This is a genomic window from Rhizobium sp. R711 (assembly GCF_002211365.1).
Classification (GTDB): Bacteria; Pseudomonadota; Alphaproteobacteria; order Rhizobiales; family Rhizobiaceae; genus Rhizobium.
The window spans coordinates 61,056-85,164 of sequence record NZ_LOKZ01000002.1 but is presented as its reverse complement, the minus strand read 5'-3'; the positions used below and the strand labels follow the sequence as shown (position 1 = coordinate 85,164).

At 59.3% G+C, this 24,109-nt stretch carries 21 protein-coding genes; 4 read left to right on the top strand and 17 right to left on the bottom strand.

Annotated features, from left to right (window positions below; translation table 11 throughout):
• Window positions 1-148 precede the first annotated feature (148 nt).
• The 4 genes from repC to ATY80_RS06000 all read right to left on the bottom strand — a co-directional run bounded on the left by repC (window position 149) and on the right by ATY80_RS06000 (window position 4,821).
• Window positions 149-1,438, bottom strand: a complete 1,290-nt coding sequence (gene repC / locus ATY80_RS06015) for a plasmid replication protein RepC (RefSeq protein WP_088691570.1) — start codon at window positions 1,436-1,438, stop codon at window positions 149-151.
• 151 nt (window positions 1,439-1,589) lie between these two features.
• Window positions 1,590-2,588: a plasmid partitioning protein RepB gene (repB, locus tag ATY80_RS06010; RefSeq protein ID WP_088691569.1), complete on the bottom strand. Its 999-nt coding sequence runs from the start codon at window positions 2,586-2,588 to the stop codon at window positions 1,590-1,592.
• Entirely contained in the window at window positions 2,585-3,763 is a 1,179-nt protein-coding gene (repA, locus tag ATY80_RS06005; protein ID WP_088691568.1) for a plasmid partitioning protein RepA, read from the bottom strand. The genes repB and repA overlap by 4 nt, the downstream gene beginning before the upstream one ends.
• Window positions 3,764-4,083: 320 nt before the next feature.
• Complete coding sequence (locus tag ATY80_RS06000) at window positions 4,084-4,821, bottom strand: hypothetical protein (protein WP_088691567.1); 738 nt, start codon at window positions 4,819-4,821, stop codon at window positions 4,084-4,086.
• A gap of 333 nt (window positions 4,822-5,154) precedes the next feature.
• Between ATY80_RS06000 and ATY80_RS05995 the strand changes: the two genes are divergently transcribed.
• A complete protein-coding gene (locus ATY80_RS05995) occupies window positions 5,155-6,555 on the top strand; it encodes a sensor histidine kinase (protein WP_088691566.1) in 1,401 nt (466 codons plus the stop codon).
• Window positions 6,552-7,205: a response regulator transcription factor gene (locus ATY80_RS05990; protein WP_088691565.1), complete on the top strand. Its 654-nt coding sequence runs from the start codon at window positions 6,552-6,554 to the stop codon at window positions 7,203-7,205. The genes ATY80_RS05995 and ATY80_RS05990 overlap by 4 nt, the downstream gene beginning before the upstream one ends.
• Here the strand turns inward: ATY80_RS05990 and ATY80_RS28855 are convergent.
• From ATY80_RS28855 to ATY80_RS05960, 5 genes are all read right to left on the bottom strand, one after another.
• Window positions 7,199-7,684, bottom strand: coding sequence for a hypothetical protein (locus ATY80_RS28855; RefSeq protein WP_189637093.1), 486 nt, complete (start codon window positions 7,682-7,684; stop codon window positions 7,199-7,201). The two genes, ATY80_RS05990 and ATY80_RS28855, sit on opposite strands and share 7 nt — an antisense overlap.
• 295 nt (window positions 7,685-7,979) lie before the next feature.
• Window positions 7,980-8,447: an Lrp/AsnC family transcriptional regulator gene (locus ATY80_RS05980; RefSeq protein ID WP_088691564.1), complete on the bottom strand. Its 468-nt coding sequence runs from the start codon at window positions 8,445-8,447 to the stop codon at window positions 7,980-7,982.
• A gap of 687 nt (window positions 8,448-9,134) precedes the next feature.
• A complete protein-coding gene (locus tag ATY80_RS05970; protein ID WP_088691562.1) occupies window positions 9,135-9,491 on the bottom strand; it encodes a DUF779 domain-containing protein in 357 nt (118 codons plus the stop codon).
• Between the two features lie 67 nt (window positions 9,492-9,558).
• On the bottom strand, window positions 9,559-11,067 hold the full coding sequence (gene adh, locus ATY80_RS05965) for an aldehyde dehydrogenase (protein WP_088691561.1): 1,509 nt from the start codon (window positions 11,065-11,067) through the stop codon (window positions 9,559-9,561).
• A 145-nt stretch (window positions 11,068-11,212) separates the two neighbouring features.
• On the bottom strand, window positions 11,213-12,172 hold the full coding sequence (locus tag ATY80_RS05960) for a helix-turn-helix domain-containing protein (protein WP_088691560.1): 960 nt from the start codon (window positions 12,170-12,172) through the stop codon (window positions 11,213-11,215).
• A 281-nt stretch (window positions 12,173-12,453) separates the two neighbouring features.
• Between ATY80_RS05960 and ATY80_RS05955 the strand changes: the two genes are divergently transcribed.
• A complete protein-coding gene (locus ATY80_RS05955) occupies window positions 12,454-13,527 on the top strand; it encodes a winged helix-turn-helix transcriptional regulator (RefSeq protein ID WP_088691559.1) in 1,074 nt (357 codons plus the stop codon).
• Between the two features lie 22 nt (window positions 13,528-13,549).
• Here ATY80_RS05955 and ATY80_RS05950 read toward each other — a convergent pair whose 3' ends face one another.
• The 5 genes from ATY80_RS05950 to ATY80_RS05930 all read right to left on the bottom strand — a co-directional run bounded on the left by ATY80_RS05950 (window position 13,550) and on the right by ATY80_RS05930 (window position 21,038).
• Window positions 13,550-14,779 (bottom strand): ROK family transcriptional regulator, encoded by a 1,230-nt coding sequence (locus ATY80_RS05950; RefSeq protein WP_088691558.1) that lies wholly within the window; start codon window positions 14,777-14,779, stop codon window positions 13,550-13,552.
• A 98-nt stretch (window positions 14,780-14,877) separates the two neighbouring features.
• Window positions 14,878-17,901 carry a glycoside hydrolase family 38 C-terminal domain-containing protein gene (locus ATY80_RS05945; protein WP_088691557.1) on the bottom strand — a complete coding sequence of 1,008 codons (3,024 nt, stop codon included), beginning with the start codon at window positions 17,899-17,901 and terminating at the stop codon, window positions 14,878-14,880.
• A 27-nt stretch (window positions 17,902-17,928) separates the two neighbouring features.
• Complete coding sequence (locus tag ATY80_RS05940; protein WP_088691556.1) at window positions 17,929-18,771, bottom strand: carbohydrate ABC transporter permease; 843 nt, start codon at window positions 18,769-18,771, stop codon at window positions 17,929-17,931.
• A complete protein-coding gene (locus tag ATY80_RS05935) occupies window positions 18,768-19,700 on the bottom strand; it encodes a sugar ABC transporter permease (protein ID WP_189637092.1) in 933 nt (310 codons plus the stop codon). The genes ATY80_RS05940 and ATY80_RS05935 overlap by 4 nt, the downstream gene beginning before the upstream one ends.
• A gap of 78 nt (window positions 19,701-19,778) precedes the next feature.
• Entirely contained in the window at window positions 19,779-21,038 is a 1,260-nt protein-coding gene (locus ATY80_RS05930; RefSeq protein WP_088691697.1) for an extracellular solute-binding protein, read from the bottom strand.
• A gap of 382 nt (window positions 21,039-21,420) precedes the next feature.
• Here ATY80_RS05930 and ATY80_RS05925 point away from each other — a divergent pair, with 382 nt between their 5' ends.
• On the top strand, window positions 21,421-21,858 hold the full coding sequence (locus ATY80_RS05925; protein WP_245306773.1) for a GNAT family N-acetyltransferase: 438 nt from the start codon (window positions 21,421-21,423) through the stop codon (window positions 21,856-21,858).
• 45 nt (window positions 21,859-21,903) lie between these two features.
• Here ATY80_RS05925 and ATY80_RS05920 read toward each other — a convergent pair whose 3' ends face one another.
• The 3 genes from ATY80_RS05920 to ATY80_RS05910 form a co-directional block, all read right to left on the bottom strand.
• A complete protein-coding gene (locus tag ATY80_RS05920; RefSeq protein ID WP_088691554.1) occupies window positions 21,904-22,155 on the bottom strand; it encodes a hypothetical protein in 252 nt (83 codons plus the stop codon).
• 107 nt (window positions 22,156-22,262) lie between these two features.
• Entirely contained in the window at window positions 22,263-22,961 is a 699-nt protein-coding gene (locus tag ATY80_RS05915; RefSeq protein ID WP_088691553.1) for a TfuA-like protein, read from the bottom strand.
• On the bottom strand, window positions 22,958-24,109 hold the full coding sequence (locus ATY80_RS05910) for a YcaO-like family protein (RefSeq protein ID WP_088691696.1): 1,152 nt from the start codon (window positions 24,107-24,109) through the stop codon (window positions 22,958-22,960). Before ATY80_RS05910 ends, ATY80_RS05915 begins: the two co-directional genes overlap by 4 nt.

The following is a 24,109-nucleotide window of genomic DNA, read 5'->3' as shown; positions in this document are numbered from 1 at the left end:
ATCAGCAGCTGCCCGATCGGGCTTTGCGCCTGGTGGCCGGTTGTCCTACTCTGTTTCCGTTGTTTGATCAGATGTCCGAGCGGCAAACCACGTACCTCCCGTCACATGCTCTTACCGATCGGACGCACCGGCTGTTGTCGTTTTACCTCTATCCCGCCCGCCTTGTTACGCCGCCTCGCGCACGCACCAACGACATCAACATCGGCCCGACGGAGAATTCGCCTTTTTCCGCGCGACGCGTCAGATCTCTGAGATAGCCGCCAGCCGAGTTGATGTGGCCGCCACGCTCAAGGATGCATGCCATCACTGTTGCCGCGTTCTCCGCTCCCATGATAATCGCTGCCTCTTCGTAAGCCGCAGGGCTGACCCCCAGCATCCCGCGAACAACGACTGCCGCAGCCATCATGTCTCGCCAAGTCGCAATCGAACCGCCAGGCCCGTAGTTCACCATGTCAGGGCAGGCCTGCAGCACGAGACCGAGCGGGAACGACTTCAGGCTCGGGCTACTATCCGTCGTATTGCTTCTGGCCCCGCCCGGCGTTTGGTCGTCACGTTTGTGCTTTTGCTGAGACGCAGCGGTGTAAGGTTCATTTCGGAATGCCGAGTTTGCCCCCTGCTTTGTTTCTAAAGCTGGTTCAAGATCAGAAATAGAGTCGGGGTTTGAATTCTGTATGTGACGCCCATTTTGAGCGGGATTGCCGCTTGATTTTTCTGCTTTTATCAGTGTTTCCAATCGGTTGGTGATGTCATCGCGTAGCGTTTGCATTTCTTCGAGTGCAAGTGCAACCTGCTTCGCGGTTGGTGTGCGCGGTAGGGCCTCGACCAGTTCCCTGAAATAGCCGAATGCCGTTTCCCAATCCCCCGCCAGATCTTCCTCCATCGCCGTTTCAATCAGCTTGGAAACATCCCGACGGCAAAGTGTAAACTGCTCACGCAGCCGCTGCAGATGAAGCCGTTCAGCCGCCACCTCGGCTGCCAGATGCTCGATTTCCTCGGCGCGCACGATCAGCGGCGCCAGCGAGAAGCCGAATGCTTCTCCGATCTCGCCGCCGCTCGCCCTGCGAGCGTAGCGTTTACCGTTTGGGCTATCCTTGCGAATGATCAGTCCGGTTTCGACCAGCACAGCCAGATGCCGGCGGATGGTCTGCTCGGCCATGCCATGTGAGCGTAGCGAAAGTTGTGCGTTTGACGGAAAGACGACAAGACCGCTCTCTTCCGACAGGACATTTTGTGGATGAAAGCTCAGCAGTGCATTCAGGACCGCAAGAGCGCGATCCGTCACGCCAAGCAATGGCTTGGCCGTACATAACGACCTGTAGATTTTCCACTTGTCGACCGATTGATCAGCTTGAAGCTGGCTCGCAGCCTTCTGGCTGGCGAGCATGCCAAGCGTCATCGAACGCTGCCCGAAGGGCGTCGTCACATTTCCTGGTTCCATCACCTTCACCTTGTCGAAGGCAAAAGAATTCCACCCACCAGATCGGTGCCAACTCTTGACAGGGATTCCCGGAAATGCGATTCTCTAGCTGCTAACCTATGAGAAGGGCTTCCGCGACGGCAACGTTCGGGAGCTTTTTTCTTTTGCGGCGCTATCCTTTGCTATTGTGTTGTGCCGATTGCACGAATTCGCTGTGAAGCGCCTCCATGCGATCATTCAAAAAATCGACGAAACTTGCTGGAACGGCCTTCGTAAAGCTGATCTTCGGGCCGCTCTTGGCGTAGCTGACGGTCGCCAGAAGAAAACCGTTTGCTCGGATCTCCGTCACGGCAGCGGGCGCAGCCACCGGAGCTGCGTCGGCTTTCAGCGCGCCCAGAGCGAAAGCAAAACGATCTTTGCCGGCAGCTGCGTCATCCTTGCCAAGCGCATGCTGGACGCGCGCTGCACCGTCTTCGCGCCTGGTAAAGGCCTCGGCAAACTCGATCCATCGACGGCGGCCGATCTCTGGCGACGAGCCGATCGCAAGCAGCACATCTCGCGGGATCGCGGTTGCGATCCGGAGCATCTCCGACACGTGCGACTTTCCTGTCGAAAGCGATGCGCAGATCACGTCACGCCGATACCCCGCCTGTTCTTGCGACAAGGCGAATGCACACTTCTCGATGAATGACAGATCATTGCGATTGGCGTTCTCTTCGCCCTGAAAGACAATTGCCTCTTCGTCGCTGAGCTCCCGCACAATGGCGCGGAACTTCAGCCCAAGCGTCTTGACTGCCGCCAACCGTCGCCGACCGAACACGATCTGGTAGGGTGCTTCATCCCCTTTGTGTGGTCTGATCAGGCCGGGAACGATCTGACCGCGTTCGCGGATCGACGTCGCAATCTCCTCGATGGCAGCATCGTCATAGGCGCCGTCGAAACGATCGGGGATCGAGGACGGCGCGACGTCGTCGGGATCTACCTCGACGATATGGTCGCCGTCCTTGAGGAGCCTGTCGAGAACGGCACCTTTTTCCTGTATCTGCCTGACGCCTGCGGCGACCTTGAGAAGATGCGGAGACGTGGTCGGCTTGGCGAGAGGTTGGGCGGCCGGTTGTTCAAGCTGGCCAAGCACGTTGGCAAACATGCCACGAGAATCCTTGCGGCTCATTCGCGCCCCCATGCTGCCCAGAGCAGTTTCTCGATCTCGGCATTCGCCGCGTTGATCGATTCCATCGCACGGTCGTAGGTCTTCGGCGCTGAGAAACGCGAGCGCTGCACCTCATAAAGGCTCTGCTTCCACGTCAGGGCGTCGGCAACCGCGGTTGATTTGGCGACCATGTTCAGCAACAGGTCCTCGCCGAAAACCTGTCGCATCAACGCAGTCATGTTGGCTTGCGGGTGATCGTTGGCCTCGAACTTTGTCACCAGGAACTTTGCAAAATCCCACTGCGCCGCGGTCCCCATCTCGCTCAAGATCTGCATGTACGACGAGGCAAGCTCGAGGAATTTCCCGGTCGAATCGACGTCGAGCATGTGGGCGGGAACCGGTATGACGACACCGGTGGCAGCAGTAAGCGACGAAAGTGTCAGGAAGTTTAGCGACGGGGCTGAATCCATGAGGATGATATCGTAGTCGTCGGCAACCTGCTCAAGCGCCTGGGAGACCCGTAGCAGGAAGCTCGTACCCCCGTTCTTGCGCATCTCGAGAGCGACCGCGGTTTCAAACTCCGTCAGGTCCAGCCCCGCGCAGATCACGTCGAAGCCGGCAATGTGCGTTTTGTGAACGAGTGACTTCGTCGGCCTTGGATCCGAGAAGCGGATGGCGGCATAGAGCGTCTCGTCTTCCCGGGGATCGAAATCAGGAAGCGTGCCGTGCAAACTGGTAAGTGATGCCTGCGGATCGAGATCAACCGCCAGCACCCGGTAGCCCTTGAGCGCCAGGTAGTGCCCGAGATGGATGGTCGTCGATGTCTTGCTGGAGCCGCCCTTGAAGTTGGTGACCGCAACGACCTGGCATTCCTCCCCCTCGACGCGGCGCGGGTTCATCCATTTCTTGCGACCCTTTTCGGCCAGCATCAGGCGAAGCTCGAGGATCTGCTCCAGCGTATACATGCGCCGGCCGTTTGACGTGGTCTCGGGCGACGGACCCTTGTCCTTAAGAACGATCTGCCGGATATAAGCTTCCGAGACATCCAAGAGCGCTGCGACTTCCGACGAGGAGAATTTGCGCATTTCGCGGCGCGCATCGGGTGGATACTGGGCCATCGAGAGATTTTGCAAAGCGAGTTCCAATTTGGTGGAAAAGCTCTGCATGAACTCGAGGCTGCTTAAGTGCCGATTCACGGGTTCTTTCCTCAGTTCGTTTCAATGGCTCAAGCGCCGATGTTGTTAACGAAAGGTTTGTGCGGTTATTGTTTCGCCTTCAAGCGATAATTCGCCCTTTTTGCGTAGTTGCACAACTAACTCGATTCGAGAGATTCGGCAAACCCTTCGCCGACCCCTGGAGCTGCCCTGCCTGTGAACGGCGCGCAGAAAAAACGCTCCTCAGCGTATTGCTGAGAAGCGCAGGGCAATTGCGGAATTTAGAAGAGCCAGACAGGTGGAGGCGCGGCCGCGCCCGCAGGCTCCTCAATTGGCCATAATATGGCTCACAGGCCACAGCCTCAGGGCTGCACGACGATCACGGTCGTTGGTTGCGTTTCGTCTTCTACCGGTGCAGTGGCGTCAGGATCAGACACCGGGTCTTGCGCGGGCAATGTATCTCGGATCTGATCAATCTTGCCAACGGCTGGGCCGACACCCAGGATGTCCTTGGCCCGCGCAAGAGCTTGATCTGTCACAACGCCGTCCTTGGTGAAGCTCGAAAGTGCGTCGCGCAGCGCGTCATCGCCAAGTGCCGGGTCGGTGGGAATGGCATCCGGCCCGTTTTCTGCCTCGAACTCGGCATAGGCCATCACATAGGCCGAAACCGCCGCCATCCGCGGATCGCTGGAATTCATGTAGGCGTGGTAGTTTCTGTTCAGCGAATTCATTCCGGCGAAATCGGACTTCGAGGAATTCGCGCTTTTTGTCGCGACCCTGCTCTTTGTCGCTGCTGGCGATTTCTTCTCGTGGGTGAACAAGGACTTCAATGTCGGGCGATCGCTGCTGTCGCTATCCTTGCTCTTTCCATGGGTACCAGCAGTACCCGATTTTCCGTGGCTGGAATTGCCGCCGGCATGGCTCCCGCCGCTGCCATTGCCGCCTCCATTCCCATTCCCGTTTCCGTTGCCGCCCCCGGAATTGCCGTTGCCTCCCTTTGCAAGGGCAATCTCAGACAGGCCCATGACGGCGCCACCCAGTGGGGCGACTGCAATTGTCAATGCAATGACGCCGCGTCCTAAAATAGTGGAAATGCTCATATCAACCTCCCGGCTTGATGCCGTGTGCGTTTTCAGTCGTTCGTGGACCGGAAAGCATCACCGCGAGCGGGGCGGGCGCGAAGCGAGCCTTCCGGTCTGGCGCGGTCAGCCCGCGTTCCAAATCACAGAAACGTTAGCCTGCGTCCTTTGCCAGTTCTACGGGCATCAGACCATTGCTTTGCCAGCTAGGACCTAGGTCTGACCGTCACAGACCAAAAGTCCGAAAATCGATTGCTGTGACGCGATATTGTTTGACCCCTCAGATGAAGACGGTAATTCTGCAATTTCAATGAACTGAAGAGCCGCCCCTGGGCGGCCGATCCGAGATATCTCGTGCGGCCCCGTGAACTCATAAAGCGCTGGAATTCAAAATCCCTTGCCAAGCAGTTCCTGCTCACTGGAGGCGTCGTGTCGCTCGTGGCCATGGCATTGGTCGGCGCGTTTGTCAGCAGTCTGATCGAGGACGCAGTAACCCGTAACTCCGCCGCAGCAACAGCTCTCTATGTCGACAGCGTGATTGCACCGCTTTTGCCCGACATGCTGGCGGGCCAGGAACTGGACGACACTGTCTCTCGCGCACTCGACGAGACATTGGGGCAGGGGGCGCTTGGAAACCGCCTGATGTCGTTCAGGCTCTGGCGTGCGGACGGCACCGTTCTTTATTCCAACGACAAAGACATGCAAGGAAAGCGCTTCGAGCTCAGCAATGACCTGAAGACGGCTTTCTCTGGCAAGATGGTCGCGCAATTCAACCGCCTGGAAGACCCGGAGGATCAGACCGAGCGGGCGAGCGACAAGCCTCTGCTTGAGATTTACAATCCCGTCCTGCAGCCATGGTCTGGACAGGTCGTCGCCGTCTCCGAATTCTACGAGGTCGCCAACGATTTCCAGCGCAGTCTCAATCAGGCGCGCTTGCATAGCTGGATGGCTGTTGCGGCCTTCACGCTCGCCTTCTTCATCGTTCTATCGGCCATCGTCTTGAGAGGTAGCAGGACGATCGAAGAGCAGCGGAAAGCCCTGAAGCGCCGCATTGACGATCTTTCTGCTCTATTGTCGCAGAACCAGGCATTGCGCGCACGCGTCCAACGCGCGTCACGGCGTGCTACCGCGCTCAACGAGAGCCATCTTCGCCGCATTGGCGCTGACCTTCATGACGGACCGGCGCAACTCGTCGCGTTTGCCTCCTTGCGCCTCGACAGCGATAAGCTGGTCGATCCGGCCACACCAGCATCGCTGCGCGAGCGCGAAATTGCAGCCATCAAGGCAAGCCTCGACGAGGCCATGCATGAGATCAGGACGATCTGCAACGGGCTGGTGTTGCCCCAGATCGAGGCCGCAAGCCTGCCGGAAATACTGGAGCGCAGCGTGCGTTCGCATGAACAGAGGACCGGATCGCGCGTTGATCTGTCGATTGGAGACGCGCCCGAGCACCTCTCGCCGTCCGCCAAGATCTGCATATATCGCTTCGTGCAGGAAGGGTTGAACAACGGTTATCGCCACGGCGGTGGGATAAAACAACGTGTGGCGCAGCGCATGGAAGGTGATCGCATCAGTATAGAGGTCTCTGACGGCGGTTCCGGTTTTGATCCCGACGAGGTCGGGCCTACCAGCCTCGGCCTTGCCGGCCTGAGAGAGCGGATCGAAAGCCTTGGCGGCACCTTCCATCTCCAATCGTCCGCGCAAGGCACCACAGTCAGCATGTCGCTTAGCAGCGAGGAGATTGCCCAGACATGACATCCGCAATTCGCGTCGCAGTGATTGATGACCACCCCTTGTTCAGGGAGGGGGTAACACGAAGCCTTTCGGAGATCGACGGATTTCAGATTGTCGCTGAAGGAAGCACGAAGGACGATGCCATCAAGGTGGCCGAGGACCTGCAGCCCGATATCCTGCTGATGGACATTTCCATGCCCGGCGGCGGCTTGAACGCGATCGCCCCGATCCTCGAAACCGTACCGTCGCAAAAGATTGTCATGCTCACGGTTTCGGAGTCCAGCGACGACGTTACGGCTGCGTTAAACAGCGGCGCGAAAGGCTACGTGTTGAAGGGTGTCGGCTCCAGGGCACTTGCGGACATCATCCGTAGCGTGGCCGCCGGCGAAAGCTATGTCGCCCCGGCGCTGTCGGCACGGCTGCTTTCCAGTCGCGCCTTGCCCGAAGCCAGGCGACCTTCCGCTATCGCCGCCCTGACCCCGCGCGAACAACAGGTCCTACAGTTTGTCGCGTCCGGCTTGAGCAACAAGCATGTCGCAAGAAAGCTCGATCTTCACGAAAAGACCATCAAACATCATATGACGCAGATCATGGCCAAGCTTGGCGTCGCCAACCGAACGGAGGCGGCGATGGCGCTGCGCGACGCCATCGACGGGCGCGACGATCAATGAGTGAAGGATTCCAGGCGCGTTTCATCCGCCGAGGTCGCGCGCCGGTTGACAATTGTGCGCCCCCTTGCGTCTCTCATGATATAGCGGCCGTTCCGGATGAGTTCGCTCATGCCGTCACGGTGACGAACTTCCATCACTGAGCCAGCAGTATCGTCGGCATCAGCCGCCGAGCCTTTTGTCGCAGAACCGCTGCTGGAGTTGCCATTGCTATTGCCGTTGCCCCCGCCGGTTCCACCACCGTTGCCGTTGCCGCCACCGTTGCCCCCACCATTGCTGTTGCCGCTGTTACCGCCACTATTGCCTCCGCCTCCGCCTCCGCCATTGCCACCACCACCATTGCCGCCCTTGGCGGCTTCTGCGGTCTGGAGGCTGAGCGTGAGCGACGCACCAGACACCACGATCTTGCACGGCATTGCCACGAGCGACAGACTGATCGACACGCAGCACAGGCCTGTAGCAATCTTTCGATGTGAGAACATCGTCATTCCCCTGGATCCCCACGGTTCCTTCCGGCTTGCGGCCCGGGCGATGCTCATCGCCCAATTCAGCCATCGCTCCATACGCAGGAAGGAACCTGTGCGGCACCACAAATATCCACCATGCAAGATCCTAAATGTGCTCACGGGTCAGCCGAACCGTCAATTCGCAATCGTTGCTTTCAGACCTTTCCTCGATGACCACAGGACGTTTGTCCGGCCAGGATAGGACCAAGGTCCGAGGGATTTCCACGAGAAAGACATGGCTGATGAGGAGGCATCGTAGCGAAACACATGTTTAAACCGGGACCGACGTCGAGTACTTTACCCGCTTCAGGGCGAAATGCGACGAGGACGCCGCCACCGCATGGTGCGTAAGGATCCCTTGCATAAGCAGCCGCTCATAATCCTGGACATCGGAGACAGCGACCCGCAGCAGGTAGTCCCAATCTCCCGACATCGAATAGCATTCGAGCACCTCCTCGTGACTCTCCACGAAGCGCTCGAAATCACGTCTTGCGACCGGATCATGCGCTTTCATCCGAACCTGGCAAAACACGGTCAGGCCGCGGCCAACCGCTTCGGGACTAACAAGCCGGACGGTCGGCCCAAGCATGCCGGCTGCCTCAAGCGCCTTGATGCGTCGCCAGCACGACGCGCTCGATGCCCCGACCCTTTCGGCCAACGCGGCGTGGCTGAGATCGCCCTCGCTTTGAAGCAGTCTGAGAATCTTTCGGTCGACAGTGTCAATTTCCGGCATTTTCATCGGGGTCTCTCATTTCGCGATATCATGCGGTTCTCATGCCACCCTTATTCGGCGAAACCATACAAGTCTGTGTACGGGTTGTGCGCGCCACTCCGTTCAGAGAGTAGCGCCGTTTGTCTGTTATGAAATGGCTGAATGGATGAGCTTTGCCCAAACGCAGTGGCTAGCACATCGGGCCGCTCGCTCGGGCATGCCGCGTCAGCGCCAAAGCGGGCGTGACCTGAGAGTGATCTCAAACCGGGGCGCTGAAGAACCTGAAATAGGCCCATGCCGCAACAAACAACGCAAGAACCGCCATTGCAATCGCGAGCTTGCGAAGACCTGGCCGAGGCGGCCGCGGGGGTTTTCGACGTCGGAATTGAATGACGTTATCGTTCATCTGCAGTTTCTCCTCGTGCCACTCATAGGCTGTTTCGGGCGAGGAACAGCAGATGTCAAAGAGAAAAAGGCGCTCGACCCTTTCGGGGAGCGCCTTTTCTTTCCCCGGACAGCAAACGCGACACATCCGAAGGACATGTCTGCAGGCCATCGATACGGGTGATGAGCGCTAAATGGCATCGTTGCCTCCGAATATCAAGGCGGCACGCAAACTTTCTTACGCCTTGTCGTGCGACCTGCATTTCAAGGTTTGCTCGCTTTCGTGCCCGACCTCTTTTGCAGGCCACGAACGGTCGCCCAGCCCCATCGTCAGGTGCCTTCGAGGCCAAGCATGCGGGAGCGGGTCAGGAAGCGCTTTTCTCGGCCGTTGTCGAGCGAGAACATGCCGCCGCGACCCGGCACCACGTCGATGATCAGCTGTGTATGCTTCCAGGCCTCGAATTGACTTGCGCTGATATAGACCGGGACACCGGCGATCTCGCCGAGCTTGACGTCCTGGTCGCCGACAATGAAATCGTCGGCCGGATAGCACATTGGCGATGAACCGTCGCAGCAGCCGCCGGATTGGTGAAAGAGGATGTCCGGATGATCTTTGCGGATCTCCTCTATAAGCGCGATCGCACTGTCTGTGGCAGTCACGCGTTGCTTGTCATCGATCGGCACCATCACCATCCCTCCTGAAGCAGCCCGCCCCGTTTTGAGCGGGCCGCCGATTGCGCTGAAGCCACAGTTTTCAGAAGAAGCCGAGGGCCTTTGGGCTGTAGCTCACGAGCATGTTCTTCGTCTGCTGATAGTGGTCGAGCATCATCTTGTGGGTCTCGCGACCGATGCCCGACTGCTTATAGCCGCCAAAGGCGGCATGTGCGGGGTAGGCATGGTAGCAGTTGGTCCATACGCGACCGGCCTGGATATCTCGGCCGAACCGGTAGCAACGGTTGGCGTCGCGGCTCCAGATACCGGCGCCAAGACCGTAGAGTGTGTCGTTGGCGATTTCGAGTGCCTCCTTCTCGTCCTTGAAGGTGGTGACGGAGACTACCGGCCCGAAGATCTCCTCCTGGAAGATGCGCATCTTGTTGTGCCCCTTGAAGATCGTCGGCTTGACATAGTAGCCGTTGGCGAGTTCACCGCCGAGATCGTTGCGTGTCCCGCCTGCCAGAACCTCAGCACCTTCCTGCTTGCCGATGTCGAGATAGGCGAGGATCTTCTCCAACTGTTCGTTGGAGGCCTGGGCGCCGATCATCGTTTCCGGGTCCAGTGGATTGTCCTGCTTGATGGCCTCGACACGCTTGACAGCCCTTTCCATGAAGCGGTCGTAGATCTCCTCCTGGATGAGCGCGCGAGACGGGCAGGTGCAGACCTCGCCCTGGTTCAGCGCAAACATGGCGAAGCCTTCCAGCGCTTTATCCAAAAAGTCATCGTCTTCGGCCATCACGTCGGCAAAGAAGATGTTCGGCGACTTGCCGCCGAGTTCAAGCGTCACCGGAATGAGGTTCTGGCTGGCATACTGCATGATCAAGCGACCGGTCGTCGTCTCGCCGGTAAAGGCGATCTTGGCGATCCGTGGGCTCGACGCGAGCGGTTTGCCAGCCTCCAGGCCGAACCCGTTGACAATATTGAGCACACCAGGCGGCAAGAGATCACCGATGAGTTCAGCCCAGACCAGAAGTGATGCCGGTGTCTGCTCGGCCGGCTTGATCACCACGCAATTGCCGGCCGCCAATGCAGGGGCAAGCTTCCAGGCCGCCATCAGGATCGGGAAATTCCAGGGAATGATCTGGCCGACGACACCGAGCGGCTCATGGAAGTGATATGCCACGGTATCGTGATCAATCTCGCCGATCGAGCCTTCCTGCGCGCGAATGCAGGAGGCAAAGTAGCGGAAATGGTCGATTGCCAGAGGGATGTCTGCAGCCATCGTCTCGCGGATCGGCTTGCCGTTGTCCCATGTTTCGGCTTGCGCGAGAAGGTCCAGCTTGTCCTCCATGCGCTCAGCGATCTTCATCAAAATGTTGGATCGCTCGGCGGGAGACGTCCTGCCCCACATTCCTTTGGCGGCGTGCGCGGCATCGAGCGCGGCATTGATGTCCAGTTCACTGGAGCGGGCGACCTCGCACAGTTTACCTCCCGTCACCGGCGTGATGTTGGCGAAGTAGCGGCCCTCGATAGGCTCGCGCCACTCTCCGCCGATAAAATTGCCGTATCTGGTCTTGAACGGCGTTTCGACGATTTTTTGATGCAGCATTTCATCCTCCTCCTTGAAAGGTCCAGGTTCGAAAGCGAACCGGTAAGAGGAGACTGCGCGCGTTTTGCTGGCCAAGGAAGTTACCCTCGGGGATACCGCAGTGCACAGTGTCGCACGCTTGCGACAACCCGGTGCACCGAAGAGATCAATGCAGATTGAGCCGCTTCATCTTCCTGTGCAGTGTTGCCCTGCTCATTCCAAGCGCAATGGCAGCCTTCGACACATTTCCGCTTGAGCGGGAAAGGGCTCGTACAAGGGCTGCCCGTTCTGCATCAACCAGATCCTCGTGCGCGCCAATATTCTCTTCATGAAGGGCATCGGTGGCTGGAAGCCCGGCCGAAATTCGCCGATCATCGAGCTGCAGGGCCAGGCGTGCGGCACGGGTCGCACCAAGGACGAGATCATGCCGGTCGACTGCAAGCAGTGCCGCGGCCGGATTGCTGGCAGCCGGGACCATGACGAAGCGAGCCCCAGCAAAGGCACTTCTGAAAAGATTGATTTCAATGCGCAAAGCTGCGTCCCGGACCATCTGGCCGAGGATTGCGAGCGTCACCTCGTTCGTGTCTTCCCGGCACGTCGATATGTCGAGTGCGGCGGCCAGTTGGCCGCGATGATCCCTGATCGGCGCCGTGGTACAGCTGAGGCTGATATTCGAACTGAAGAAATGCTGATCCCTCAGGATGGTGACCGAACGCTCGTCGGCAATCGCCGTCCCGATGCCGTTGGTGCCGATGCTTGCCTCGGTCCACACGGAGCCGGTCCACAGGCCCAGCGCATGAAAATGCTTGTCCTCGCCTGAAAGACCGCGGCGTTCGAGTGCCACGCCGTTGTGATCGGTCAATATGAGGCAACAACCGCTCTTGCCCACCGTCGCAAACAGGCGATCGAGTTCGGCCGCTGCGTCGGCAATGAGGGTCCCGCAGGCTTCCCGGACGGTCTTCAACTCCAGGTCGGAAACACGAAGCGGTGCGCGCATCTGTTCCGGGGCAAGCCTGTGCATCGCAATGCACCGCCGCCAGGAGGCAACGATGGATGAGTTTGCGACCGCAGTATCCCTTTGGGTACAGGTGTAGACATGCTCTGCATGCGCAGCGAATTCACGCATTGGCTCCTCCAACCAATTCTGCAATCAATTTGGCGCAAAGGCGTCGCTTTGGCAATTCCGGGCTCGGTGACGCGTGCAGTGGTGGCGAAGATTGCAGGGCGCCAACTGTCGCAGTATTGCGACAGACAGGCCACACCCGATGCAGCCGCCTGACTGGCGTCGACGTCGAGTTCCGATCAACCCGTATCAGCGCCTTGCTGCAGCAGGAAAATTGCGCAATAGCATATCGGTTCGCGTAATCTATCGCCGCCGCGGGCCACAGCATACGGGATATCGCTTGCTTGAAAACACTTCGACGCCATTCGATATCCGGCGTAGCCCGGCAGCCGCCTGGACATGATGGTCGTCCCGGCATCAGTCCGGTCGACATTGCCGAACACAATTCACGCACCACCCTCAAGCTGCTTCGGCGCCGCGGCGCACTGACACGCCAGGAGCTTTCCAGGGAGCTTGGACTGACCGAACCGGCCATTACCGGGATCGTCCGCCGGCTCGCTCTGGCCGGGCTCGTTGCCGAAAGCAAGCGCACCACCACGGCACATTATACTGCCGCCGAATTCTCATTGCGGGGCGAAGCTCGCTATTCGCTCGGCGCCCGGATTAACAAGCGTGACGGTGAAATCGTCTTGATGGACTTCGCGGGCAGGGTCGTTCGTCAAAAGACCGTCATCACGCCCGACGAGGTCGTCGCCGCGTTCGCCGATCTTCGTAAAACGGCCGGACCCGATCAGCTTGTCGGGTGCGGTATCGCAACATCGCCTGACGCCTTCATCACCGCCGAGCAGATGGAAGCCGCTTTGGCCGGTACGGGCGAAGCGCTTTTCTTCCTCGATGACACCGAGGCGGCAATCGAGGCCGAATATGCTCTGGGTATCGGAAATCCGGAAGGCGGGATGGTCATGATCATCACCGACTGCTCGGTTCGCGCAGGTCTCCTGATCGGCGGCAGGGTCTTCCGGGGCGTCCATGGGCGCGCCGGTCAAATCGGCGACATGCGCTCGGGTATTGATGGAGCCAGCCTGAACGATGTTGCAACACTGCCATCTCTGGACGCTTGCTCAGCCGATAAGGGCCGCTGGGTTGCGACCGCTGCCCGGCATCTGCACGAGGCGGTGCTCGCCATTTCAGGCTTCATAGCACCGGGTGCGATCCTTATCGGCGGCTCGCTGCCGGGCGACGTCTTGGATGCGGTGGTCGCGCGCATGTTGCAGGAACGCAACGACAAGATCAGAGACCTGGTGATTGCGCCCTGGATCCAACAGATCAGACGCGCCACGTTTCCCTTTGCAGGTGTTGCGATCGGTGCGGCCTTGCGCCCCTTGGACGCGATGGCGCTACCGGACTCGCGAGCATAGCCGCGACGACAGATTTTGGGCGCTAGAGCAGCGCCAAGCCCGACGCCTGAGCAGGATGTCCTCCGAGCGGGTTTCGGACCCGCTGGGCAGGTTCGGCGGAGGGAAGGCCGAGCCTGTGGGCGAGCGCAATGGCCGCCGCGCCGAGTGCTGCGGCATCTTCGGATCCTGCCGCCCTGTGTAGCGATGGAGCCCGTGCCCCGAGGCGGGCAACCTCCTCGTGCACATGAAGCAGAAGCTCGTCGATCAGCCGAACCGGAAACCGACCACCGATCAGTACCCCCTCAGGGTCGACGATCATCCCTATGTTGACCACAGCTTGCGCGATCTTGATGCTCACCTTGCGCAACCAGGCACTGACGAGATCGCGGCCGGCCGCGTCAAGTTCCAGGAGGTCGGACGGCATTGTCGCCCTGATCCCGTTTCGCTGCAGATAGTCCAGGAGAATGAACAGCGAAAACATCTCGCCCAGAGGTTGGGTGGTGCCAGCATAAGGTCCCTCGTCGAAGACAACAGGCAGCCAGCCGATTTCCCCACCGAGCCCACTGGCCCCCTTGTGCCGGACGCCGTCGATCACCAGGCTGCCGCCGAGGCAGGCGTTCGCCAGGATGTAGAAGAAACTGTTAATTTCGGTGCCTAGGCCGTATTCGATCTCGCCAAGGGCTGCGGCGTTCGCATCGTTATCGATGAAGACCGGATGATCGGAGAGTGCCTCCAGGGCGCCGCGCACGTCATAACCGTTCCAGCGCCGATATTCCGGGGGGAATCCGATCACCGGCACCTCGCCGAGCCAATCGGGGATGGCCAGACCAATGCCGGCGAGCCGGCTTTCTCGAATGATCTTGCGACGGCGAAAGGACGATATCGCCTCGCTCATCAGCGCCACGAAGTCGTCAGGCAGCAGAAAGCGGCGCTCATGATGGATGCGTCCGCGCACAGTGCCGACGGCGTCGACGGCAACGATCGTCAGATGGTCGCGATCAATGTTTGCGCCGATCGAAAAAACGCCGTCCGGATCGATCTCCAGTTCAATGGCCGGCTGCCCCCTCAGCCCATGTCGACGCCGGGCCTCCATGATCAGGCCTTCATCGAGAAGGCGATCGACGATCCGCGTCACCGCCTGTTTGGTCAGCCTCGATTGCTCGGCCAGTTCCGTGCGTGAAATCGGCCCGCCACGATGGATCGCGGACAGGATCATGGCCCGGTTTGCCGCAGCCGCCTGCTCCGTGTTCGAGCCCGACACCAATACCTTCATCTCCCGTCTTGATTGCTCAAGTTAGTCTTAAACGACACCTTATGTTTGAAGCCAATGGAAAACCGGGCCCGAACGGCCCCATCCAACAATTCCTCTGATCATGCCCTTGAAAGGCGCCAACTCTTGACTTCAAAGGGCCTAAGCGCTGTCGCCTGCACATCGGACAATGGCTCTTCCAGAATGCTGACGGGGCCCTGGTTGCGCCAGTTGGACGGCAGCTTCAGCTCCAATGCTCCGCGACGGCCCGCCGGTTCGTAGACCCGCACGATCAACCCATCACCTTCCTCCGCAGGCTTGATCGCCGAAAGTGCAGCCTCGATCCCGCTGATCCCGAGGGGCTGCCAGCTGCCGGTTGCGCGCCCTTTAACCGGGGTGGCCAAGAGTGGCTGATTGAGGTCCTCGGCCTCATCCCGCACGCCGCCGTCATACCACGTGCCTTCGTGGGGCATCAGCGCATAGGTGAAACTCTGCAGACCTTCGTCGGCAAGCGGATCTGGATAAATCGGCGAACGCAGGAGAGAAAGACCAAGGACATTGTCTCTCACGCTATGCCCATATTTCGCGTCGTTTAGAATGGCAACGCCGAATCCAGGCTCGGACAGGTCTGCAAACCGGTGGGCAGGCGCTTCGAACATCGCTGCATCCCAGGATGTGTTCGAATGCGTCGGTCGCTCGACCACACCATAGGCGCATTCGTAGGTTGCGCGCCCATTGCGTACCGCCACGCTCGTCTCGGTGCGCAAGAAAGCGCGGCGATCATGCCAATCGAGCTCCGTTTCAATGTCGAGGCGCCGGGAATTGGCGCCGAGCGAGAGCACTTGTGTGATACGCGAATGCCGCCAGGTTCTGACGATCCTGATCGCTATCCGGTGCGGTCCGTTCTCGATGACGTCGAGGCTGTCGAGCGCGGTGATTTCTTCTTTGCGCGCGCCGTAGTCCTCCTCCACATCCCAGGCATCCCAGTTGCGCGGCTTGTCTACGGGATAGACGAAAAGGCGATTGCCACCGCCCTCAAGCGCTTCGCGACCGGTCGCCTTGTGAACGAGGCTTGCGATCGACCCATTTTTGGCCAGAGTGACTTTCAATACGGCGTTTTCCAAGTGCCCGGTGCTGACGGCAAGACCGGAAGCAGGCAGCAGCGCCTGGGGGCTGACGACGGCTATGCCGAGCGGGGCGATCGCTGTTTCGCAGGAGACCTTTCTTCCGTCGGGAAGCGTCAACCGCAGCGGGCGTGCAGACAGTGACGGGTTGACGACAAGGAGGTTGTCGCCGCTCCCGGCCGGCAATTGTGCTGTGATTTCCTCCATGGCCTTGTTCTGTGCCGTCTTGCCTGCGGAAATGACGGCCTCGAGTTCGTTGGCGGCGTCGACGTAGACTTCTGCGATCGATGAGCCCGGCAGAATGTCATGGAATTCATTTTTCAAGACGACCCGCCACTCGGGCTCCATCGACCTCGGCTGTTTGGCACCCATCAGATGCGCCAGCCCAGACAGGGTCTCGGCCGTAATCAGGCTACGCTCGGCCTTGCGATGCAGCCGCTTTACGACGCTCTGGCTGGTCAGGGTCGCGCGATGCAGCTCGAGATAGATCTCGCCGCGCCAGGTTGCCAGATCTTTTTCTTTCGCACGCTCATGCGCGCCCTTGAAGAAGTCATGCACCTTGCTCCAGCGTGCCTTTGGCAAGGTGGGAAATACGCGCAGCTGTTCCTCGCGCACAATCATCTCAGGCGTGACGCCGCCGCCGCCATCCCCATACCCTACTGCAAGCAGGGTCGTGTCATGCTTGTCCTTGTCCTTGAAATTTCGCCAGGTTGGTACGAAGCAATCCGGGCGCACGAAGCCATTATAGCCGTGCATGGGATTGTCGAAGGTGTGGGTAAGAACCCGGCTCCCGTCGAGACCCTCCCACCAGAAGAGATCGGAGGGAAATTTGTTGGTCTCCGACCAATTGACCTTGATCGTGAAGAAGCTGTTCATTCCGCCCTGGCGCAGCAGCTGGGGAAGGGCGCCGGAGAAGCCGAAGCAATCCGGCAGCCAGCAGACACTGTGGCGAACGCCAAACGTCTTCTCGAAGTAGCGTTGTCCGTAGAGGATTTGACGGCTGAGGCTTTCGCCGGTCGGCATGTTCGTATCGGGCTCGACCCACATGCCACCGATCGTTTCCCATTGCCCGTGCCGCGCGCGCTCGACAATCCGCTCAAGAAGTGCTGGATCGTCCTGTGCGATCTGTGCGTAATAGTGCGCAGTCGACTGGTTGAAGCGGAAATCGGGCGACTGTTCCATGAGGGAAAGTGCGGTATGAAAGGTGCGGCGCATCTTCCGCCGGGTTTCGCCATAGGGCCACAGCCACGCGAGATCGATGTGCGCGTGGCCGGTCAGCGCAATTTCCCCCTCGGGCGGATATCGTTCACGCAGTTTCTTCAACTGCTCAATGAGCGTCTCGTAAGCCTCGATCACGCTGGCGCGTTCGGCCTGATTGAGGCCTTCCGGCGAGGCTTCCAGCGGTGGCAGCTGCCAGATCTTCTGCTGCATCGGGGAGGTCGCGGTGCGCGCCACGTAGGCTGTGGTTGACGAGGGCCATTCAAGGCTGCGCATCGTCTCCTCAGCGATATCGAGGAGGTGCGGAACAACCTCGTGCTGTTTGAGGCTATCGATGGCCTCGCAGACTTGACGCAGAAGCAGCCAGAGATTGTCGACTGCCGTATCGAGCCAGATCAGCAAGGCCCGCTCCAGTTTCGGGCCGCGTACCGGCTCCCCGAACGGCAAGCGTGCGACCGTCTCCGACGCGATCGCGATTGTTCGGGAGGCGAGGGGGAATTCGCGGTGATAAGGATCAAGGCCAAGCCGCTTTTCGTTCCCGGCCTCGTCGGTGATCGCGATCAGGCTTTCACCGCCAAGATCGAGCGACAGACGGGCATCGTCCAGGGGCCAGTGATCGGGCAGTCTGGCAAACGCTGCAAAGCGAACGATGCCGTCACTGCGCGGCCAGGGTGCTCCGATCGCAATCGGCTCATCGTCGAACGTCCAGCCATCGATCTCAACGGTTTCACGCGAGCGCCAATATTCGAGCTCTGCGGTACGGACACGGAGGCGTTCAAGGCGTTGGTGGAGCGTAAGCGTCATAACAAGATCCTGCGAGTTGAAACAAAGTCATCCCTTGACGGCACCGGCCGTCATCGCACCGAGGATGAGCCGTTGAAGGGATAGGAAGGCTACAATTGCCGGAAGAACCGATACCAGGCAGGCCGCGGCCAGGAGTTGAATGGACGAATCGTTCTGTGTTCCGGCGTACTGAAAGATGCCGACACCGATCGGCATCAGGGATTCCTTGCTGATAAGCAGGAAGGGAACGAGGAACTGCGACCAGCCCGCAATCACGGTAATGATGAAGGCGGATGCGATACCCGGTGTCGATAGCGGCAGTATGATCCGCCAGAAAACAGCAAAATGGCTGCACCCATCGATGAGCGCCGCCTCGTCGAGGCTGCGGGGAATGCCGTCGACGAAGCCCTTCAGGATCCAGGTCACCATCGGCACTGCAAGTGCAATATAGACCATAGCGGCGCCGAAGTGGCTATCTGTCAGGCCGATCGCCGCCATGTAGCGATAAAGCGGCACCATGATGACGAGCGGTGAGATCATCTGGAAAGCGAGCAGGACCATCATCCATGGGCCTTTCGCGCGAAACGGCAAACGCGAAAAGGCGTAGGCCGCCGGCAGGGCCACGGCCAGGCAGCCGATGGCGCTTGATGTGGACAGGATCAGGGCATTCCAGAGGTATCCGGCAAATTTTTCGGAGGACAGGATCGCTGAGAAATTGTCGAGCGTCGGTGTCTTTGGAATGAACCGGCTGACGCCGAGAAAGACCTCCTTGCGCGTCCTGAGCGCCAATGAAAGAAGCCAGAGCAATGGCCAGGCAAAAAACAGAAACGTGACAGCCAGAAAGATGTAGCTGAAGATATCGCCGAGCCGATCTTGTCTTGATGTTCTCATGCCGGCTCGCCTCGTGGAAGGAAGCGCGCATAGGCAAGAGCAAGGCCAAGGCTGATGACGAGCATCAGGATCGACAGGACGGCACCTGCCGCAAGATCGTAGTTACGAAACACCACATTGAACGTGTAAAGCGACAGCACCTCGCTCGCCCGGCCCGGCCCGCCGCCGGAAAGCGCGATGATGGCATCGAACGTGTTCAGTGTCTGGATCGTGATCAGGATCATGTTGACGAGGATCGCAGTGCGCAGTTGCGGCAGGGTGATATAGATCATGCGCTGGCGGGCATTGGCGCCGTCCATCTCGGCCGCCTCGTAGAGCTCGGGATCGATCGCCTTAATGGCGGCGTACATGACAACCATCGAAAAGGCAGTTCCGCGCCATACATTGGAGATCACGACGGACCACATGACCATGGCGGGATCGGAAAGCCACTGCACCGGGGCGGCCCCGAGCATCCGTAGCAGGCTGTTCAAGCCACCGAAGGGCGCTTCGTTGAACAGCATTTTCCAGATGATGCCACCGGCAATGCCGGGAACAACCCATGCGACCAGCGCAGTGGTGCGCACGATGGTTGATCCAAACAGGCGACGATTTTCGCTACGCACCACGACCTGGGCAATGAAGAAACCGAGGACCTGTTGCGCAATGACGCTCGACGCCGTGAACACGAAGGTGACCCAGATGATTTGCGGAAGCTCGGGTTTTGACAGCGTACGAATGATTGTTTGCAGCGTGTATTGCTGAGCGGCGCCGACAAGCGAAGCATTGGTGAAGGCAAGGCGCAATACGTCGAGCAGCGGATAGAGATAAAAGACGCCCAGCGTGAAAATGAGGGGAAGGAGCCACGGCAGGGGCGATGGATTGTGCTGGCGAATGGCCCTGACGCCCAGCCTTTGCGGACGCTCGGCTGCAATGCTTGCGTTCATCATCGTCCACTGGTCCTCAAACGAAAAATCTCAGTCGGGGCCGGCGGCGCAAAAGAGGGACTTTGCGCCGCCATCGATCACTCAGCTCCGTTTGAAGGCGCTGAGCGAAGCGCTGAAGGCCTCGTCGACCGCAGCCTCTGTGGCCTGCGTGCCGGTCAGCACCTTGCCCATCATGATCTGGATCTGGTTCGAAATCTCGGGATAGACGGGAGCGCCGGGCCTTGCCTGGCCGTCTTTTAGGGCTGCAGCGAAGGTCTTGTTGGCATCGCTCGAAAACACCTGGTACTTGTCGTAGAGGTCAGCACGTGTGGGAAGCTGCTGCTGCAGTGCGTTGGCGGGGCCCATATAGACCTCCCGCGCCAGATCGGCGCATACCTTGACCTTGGCGGGATCCTTGCTGAAGGCGGCGACCGTCCAGCCTCCAGTGCCGGTCGAGCGCTGATCCGCTGTCGGTCCTGGAAGTGGCGAGAAGCTCCACTTGGCAAAGTCGTCCGGATCGAGTGCCGTCTTCAGCTGTGCATATTGCCAGTTGCCGCCGATGAAAAGCGCAGTGGTGCCGGCTGCGGCGGCGGCATTGAAGTCGTCGTAATTGCCGATCGTTGCCACGCGCTTCGGCGCTGCCCCGGACTCGACGAGGTCGCGATAAAAGTTGACGGCCTTGATGAATTTCTCCCGGTTTTCGCCTTCACCGAAGATTGGCTTGCCCTCGTCGTCGACCAGTTTGCCGCCCTGCGCCCAGAAATTCGCAAGCCAGTCGAAAGTCGTTCCTTCATAGCGGCTGCCGTTAAACAGAACACCTTCCATACCGTGCTCGACAGACGACAATGCCGCCTTCTTCAAGTCATCCCATGTCTTGGGAGCATCCGCAACGATGTCCTTGTTGCGATAAAGGACACGCAAATCCGTCGACCACCACCAGGCATAGATGTTGCCGTCGGCGCCAGTGATGCCGTCGCGGATAAACGGAAAGAGTTGAGCGATCTCATCCTTGCTGAAGTAGGGCGAGAAGGACTGAAGTACGCCTGCTTTCTTAAACAGTGTCAGAACGAAGGAATCGACCGCTGCACAATCTGGCGCCGAGCCTGACTTGGCCTGCTCCAGCATGCGTGCCTGCTCCTGCCCGATGTCTCCCGACATCATCTGCAGCTCGATCTGCCAGTCGGGGCGTTTGGCGATGAAATCGTTGAAGAGCTTGCTATAACCTTGCGCATAGGCCGGTTCGTTGTTGCGCGGGCCATCCGTGGTCATTCGGAAAACCATCTTGTTTGGCGCGTCGGGCCTTCCGACAATGTCACCGGTGATGGTGTCTTGAGCGATGCTTTGCTGCGGAAGTGTGAACATCGAGCTCGCAGCAAGCGCAAGCGTAATTGCCGTTTTCCTCACCCTATCCTCCCTGATCAGGATCCAGGCCGAGCCTCCCTGCCTCCACAGAGAGGATCTCGGCTGAAAATAGATTAAGTCACTTTTGTTTGGTGTCAAGCGGCGAGCGCGAGATCGCGGCTCGCAATCGCAGGCGACCTTAACCGCAGCGTGTATACGCAAAAAGAAAAATGGAAAAATACCTGTCATGTCAATTCCATCATGCACGCGCCACGCGTGTCACGGTGAAGTCACGACACGGCGCGTCAGGCCTGTGCTTTAAACGTGACGGGGTAGAGTGAACAGGAAGGCGCCACGAAGCGTATCATGCGTGGTTGTGGTGACAGTGACGTGAATGGCAATCATGTATAGACGCATGACCCGGGATGAAGCGCTCGAAAACGCAGACATCATCGTTGAAGCCTACGCCAAGTCACCTTGGCACGAAGAGTGGTCGGTCCAGAACGCGGTCTCGCGCATCGACGAGTTGACAACGACACCGATGTGCCTGGCCGTGGCAGCGTTCGAGGCGCAAAGGCCCGTTGGCTTCGCCTTTGGCCTGCCGCATACCTCCGTGATGGGGCGAGGGATACATGTCGCCGAAATAGCGATACGGCCACAGCACCAGCGCTCAGGAATCGGATCGTGCCTGTTGAACCGTTTGGAAGCGGAAGCTCGCATCATGGGCTACGTGCACGTGTGGCTCGTCTCACGCAGTACCGGCGGCGTTGCGGAATACTATAGGAGCAATGACTATCAGCATTCCGAGAAGCTGTGTGTCTATTCCAAGACGTTGAAATAGGCCGGCGCATGACGCCGGCCTATCGCCGCACTCCCCTCAACAACCTCAGTTCAGACACGTCGCCCCTCTAGACGAAAGCACGTCCGCCAGACCCTCGTGCGGACCCTCCCCAATTTCACGCAGAACTTCATTCAGCGCCATTCCAAGACAGTGCATCGCGCCTACCAGGTCGACGTCTTCGGCCACGTATTTTGCGTAGGCGATCATGCGCGCCAGTGCGACGAGTTCTTCCAGATCGTCTGACGATCGCTCACTGTTGCCCAGGTCGATCGGTCTGTTTGCCAATGCTGAACTCATTTCTGTTCTCCCTCGAACGGCGCAAAGAATATTCAGCATACGCGCAAAAGGCCCGTGAAAAACCCGTGACACATCTTATTGTTGCATTTGATGCGGTGGACGATAAATTACAGCTTTTCCGGCATAATAAATGTCTTGTTGAGTTGCCATGTCATGCCAGCAGGATGAGGGTCGTTTGCCGCCCGAACCGCTTCGACCAGGGCGAGAGCGTCTGCCCGCTTCTGATCGACCTCGCTCGCGCGAAGCAGTGACAGCAATCGCTGTCTTTCGGTCTCGGGAGCATCGACGCTTGCAACGATTGCTGGCCATGTCCGTGCCTTGAAGAAAAGATTGGCCGCGGCCGCCTCGAGGCCCCTGCAAAGCTCCCGCGTCAAGGCCTGACGACGCTCAAGCTCATCAAGGGTCGCCCTGACATTGACCAGAGGGATCGTCAGCGCCTTATATCCAAGCTCGGCCGGGCCATGCAGCAATGCAACATCGGAATCGTCGATTGTCACGCCAGACGCGTAGTCGCAGTAGATCCGACCGACACCGACCATCCCGAAAACCCGACACTCGGCCGCCCGCAGCGCGCCCATGCTTGCGGCGCCGAAGACGTTTACGTTTTGCGACAGCGCATAAAGGATTTCCTTGTGCCACACCGGTGCGATGTATTCGAAACCACCATCGATGATGCCGATGACGCGTGCGCCCGCATTGACAGCAGCTATAACATCGCCTCGAACGGCCGGCGGGCATAGGGTGACCTCGTCGCCGACAAATCGAGCTGCATCCGGCAGGCTTGGCCCGACAAAGACGACCTTCACGAGAATAGCGCCCTTGCAATGGCACGGGCGCCGAAACGGCGGGCGCGCGCCCCTTCTGGGTTTTCGAGATCCGGAACGAATATTTTGACAACGTGAAAGGGAAGGCGCGGATCGCTGAGCGGCAGCGCGATGACCGAGCCAATCTGTCGCTCCCGCAATGTATGAAGGATCCGCTCGATCTGGGATCTGACGCCATGCCGCTCTAGGGGCACGATATTCGTGGGCGCGAGCGGCAGGGCGTCGAGGGCGCGCAAGGTTTCCGCCGGCACGGGCCTATGAAAGGCTTCCGGCGACACGTCGTCGCGGGCGCCGCTGATGTACGTGACCCTGGATTGAACAGCCTCGGTTATTGCCCGAATAGCCGCTCGCACAGGTGAGAGATGTGCGCCGCTGCCTCCCGTCACTTCGACAAAGCGGGTGTTTTGCCTGTCTCGCCTTGCGGGCCCAAGGATCGCTGTAAAGCAGGGGACAGCTATGTCGCTTGTCATATCGAAGATGCGCATCACGAGCCCGGCCGCCTTGATCTTTCGAACAAGTTCGCCCACAAGCGGGTCGTTAAAGCCAAGTGGATCGATACAGCGTCCAAGACGATCCTCTTCACTGCCAATCTGCCAAAGGCAGTAGGCGTCGCGTTCGATACGCTCAAGCATCCCGTGCAAAACGGCCTCCTCCTGCGTATTGCCGGAGGCGAGACCATCAGAAGACATCCAAAAGCGGTTGCGTCGCGTCATGTCCAAAAGCGCTGCCTCGAAGGGGACATAAATCTCCTGGTCGGTCAGGAGGTCCTTGCCGCGCGCCCAGTCGATCGGCTCGTCTGCCCCGATATCCTCCTGCAGGTGGCCAATCAGGCAGGAAAGGGTATTGAAAGGGGAGCCCGCCGCCTGCAGATCCGTTGCAGACGCGCGCAACGTCGCAACGACCGGGCGGTTGGCCACCACGCGCTCCAGTGCTTCCATGACGGCCGAAGCCTTTGCGTCGTCGTCGGTCAGCCCCTTGCCCTGGGCGATCGCACTCGATTGCCCATTCGGCACGTAAGCACACCACACCGGGATCCCGATGTTGTCCAGGCCCGTATGCCGGGCCACCCGCGTGATGCCGAAATCCGCCAGCAAGGATGCGGTTCGGGCAAGGGTTTCCGAGGGCGGGAT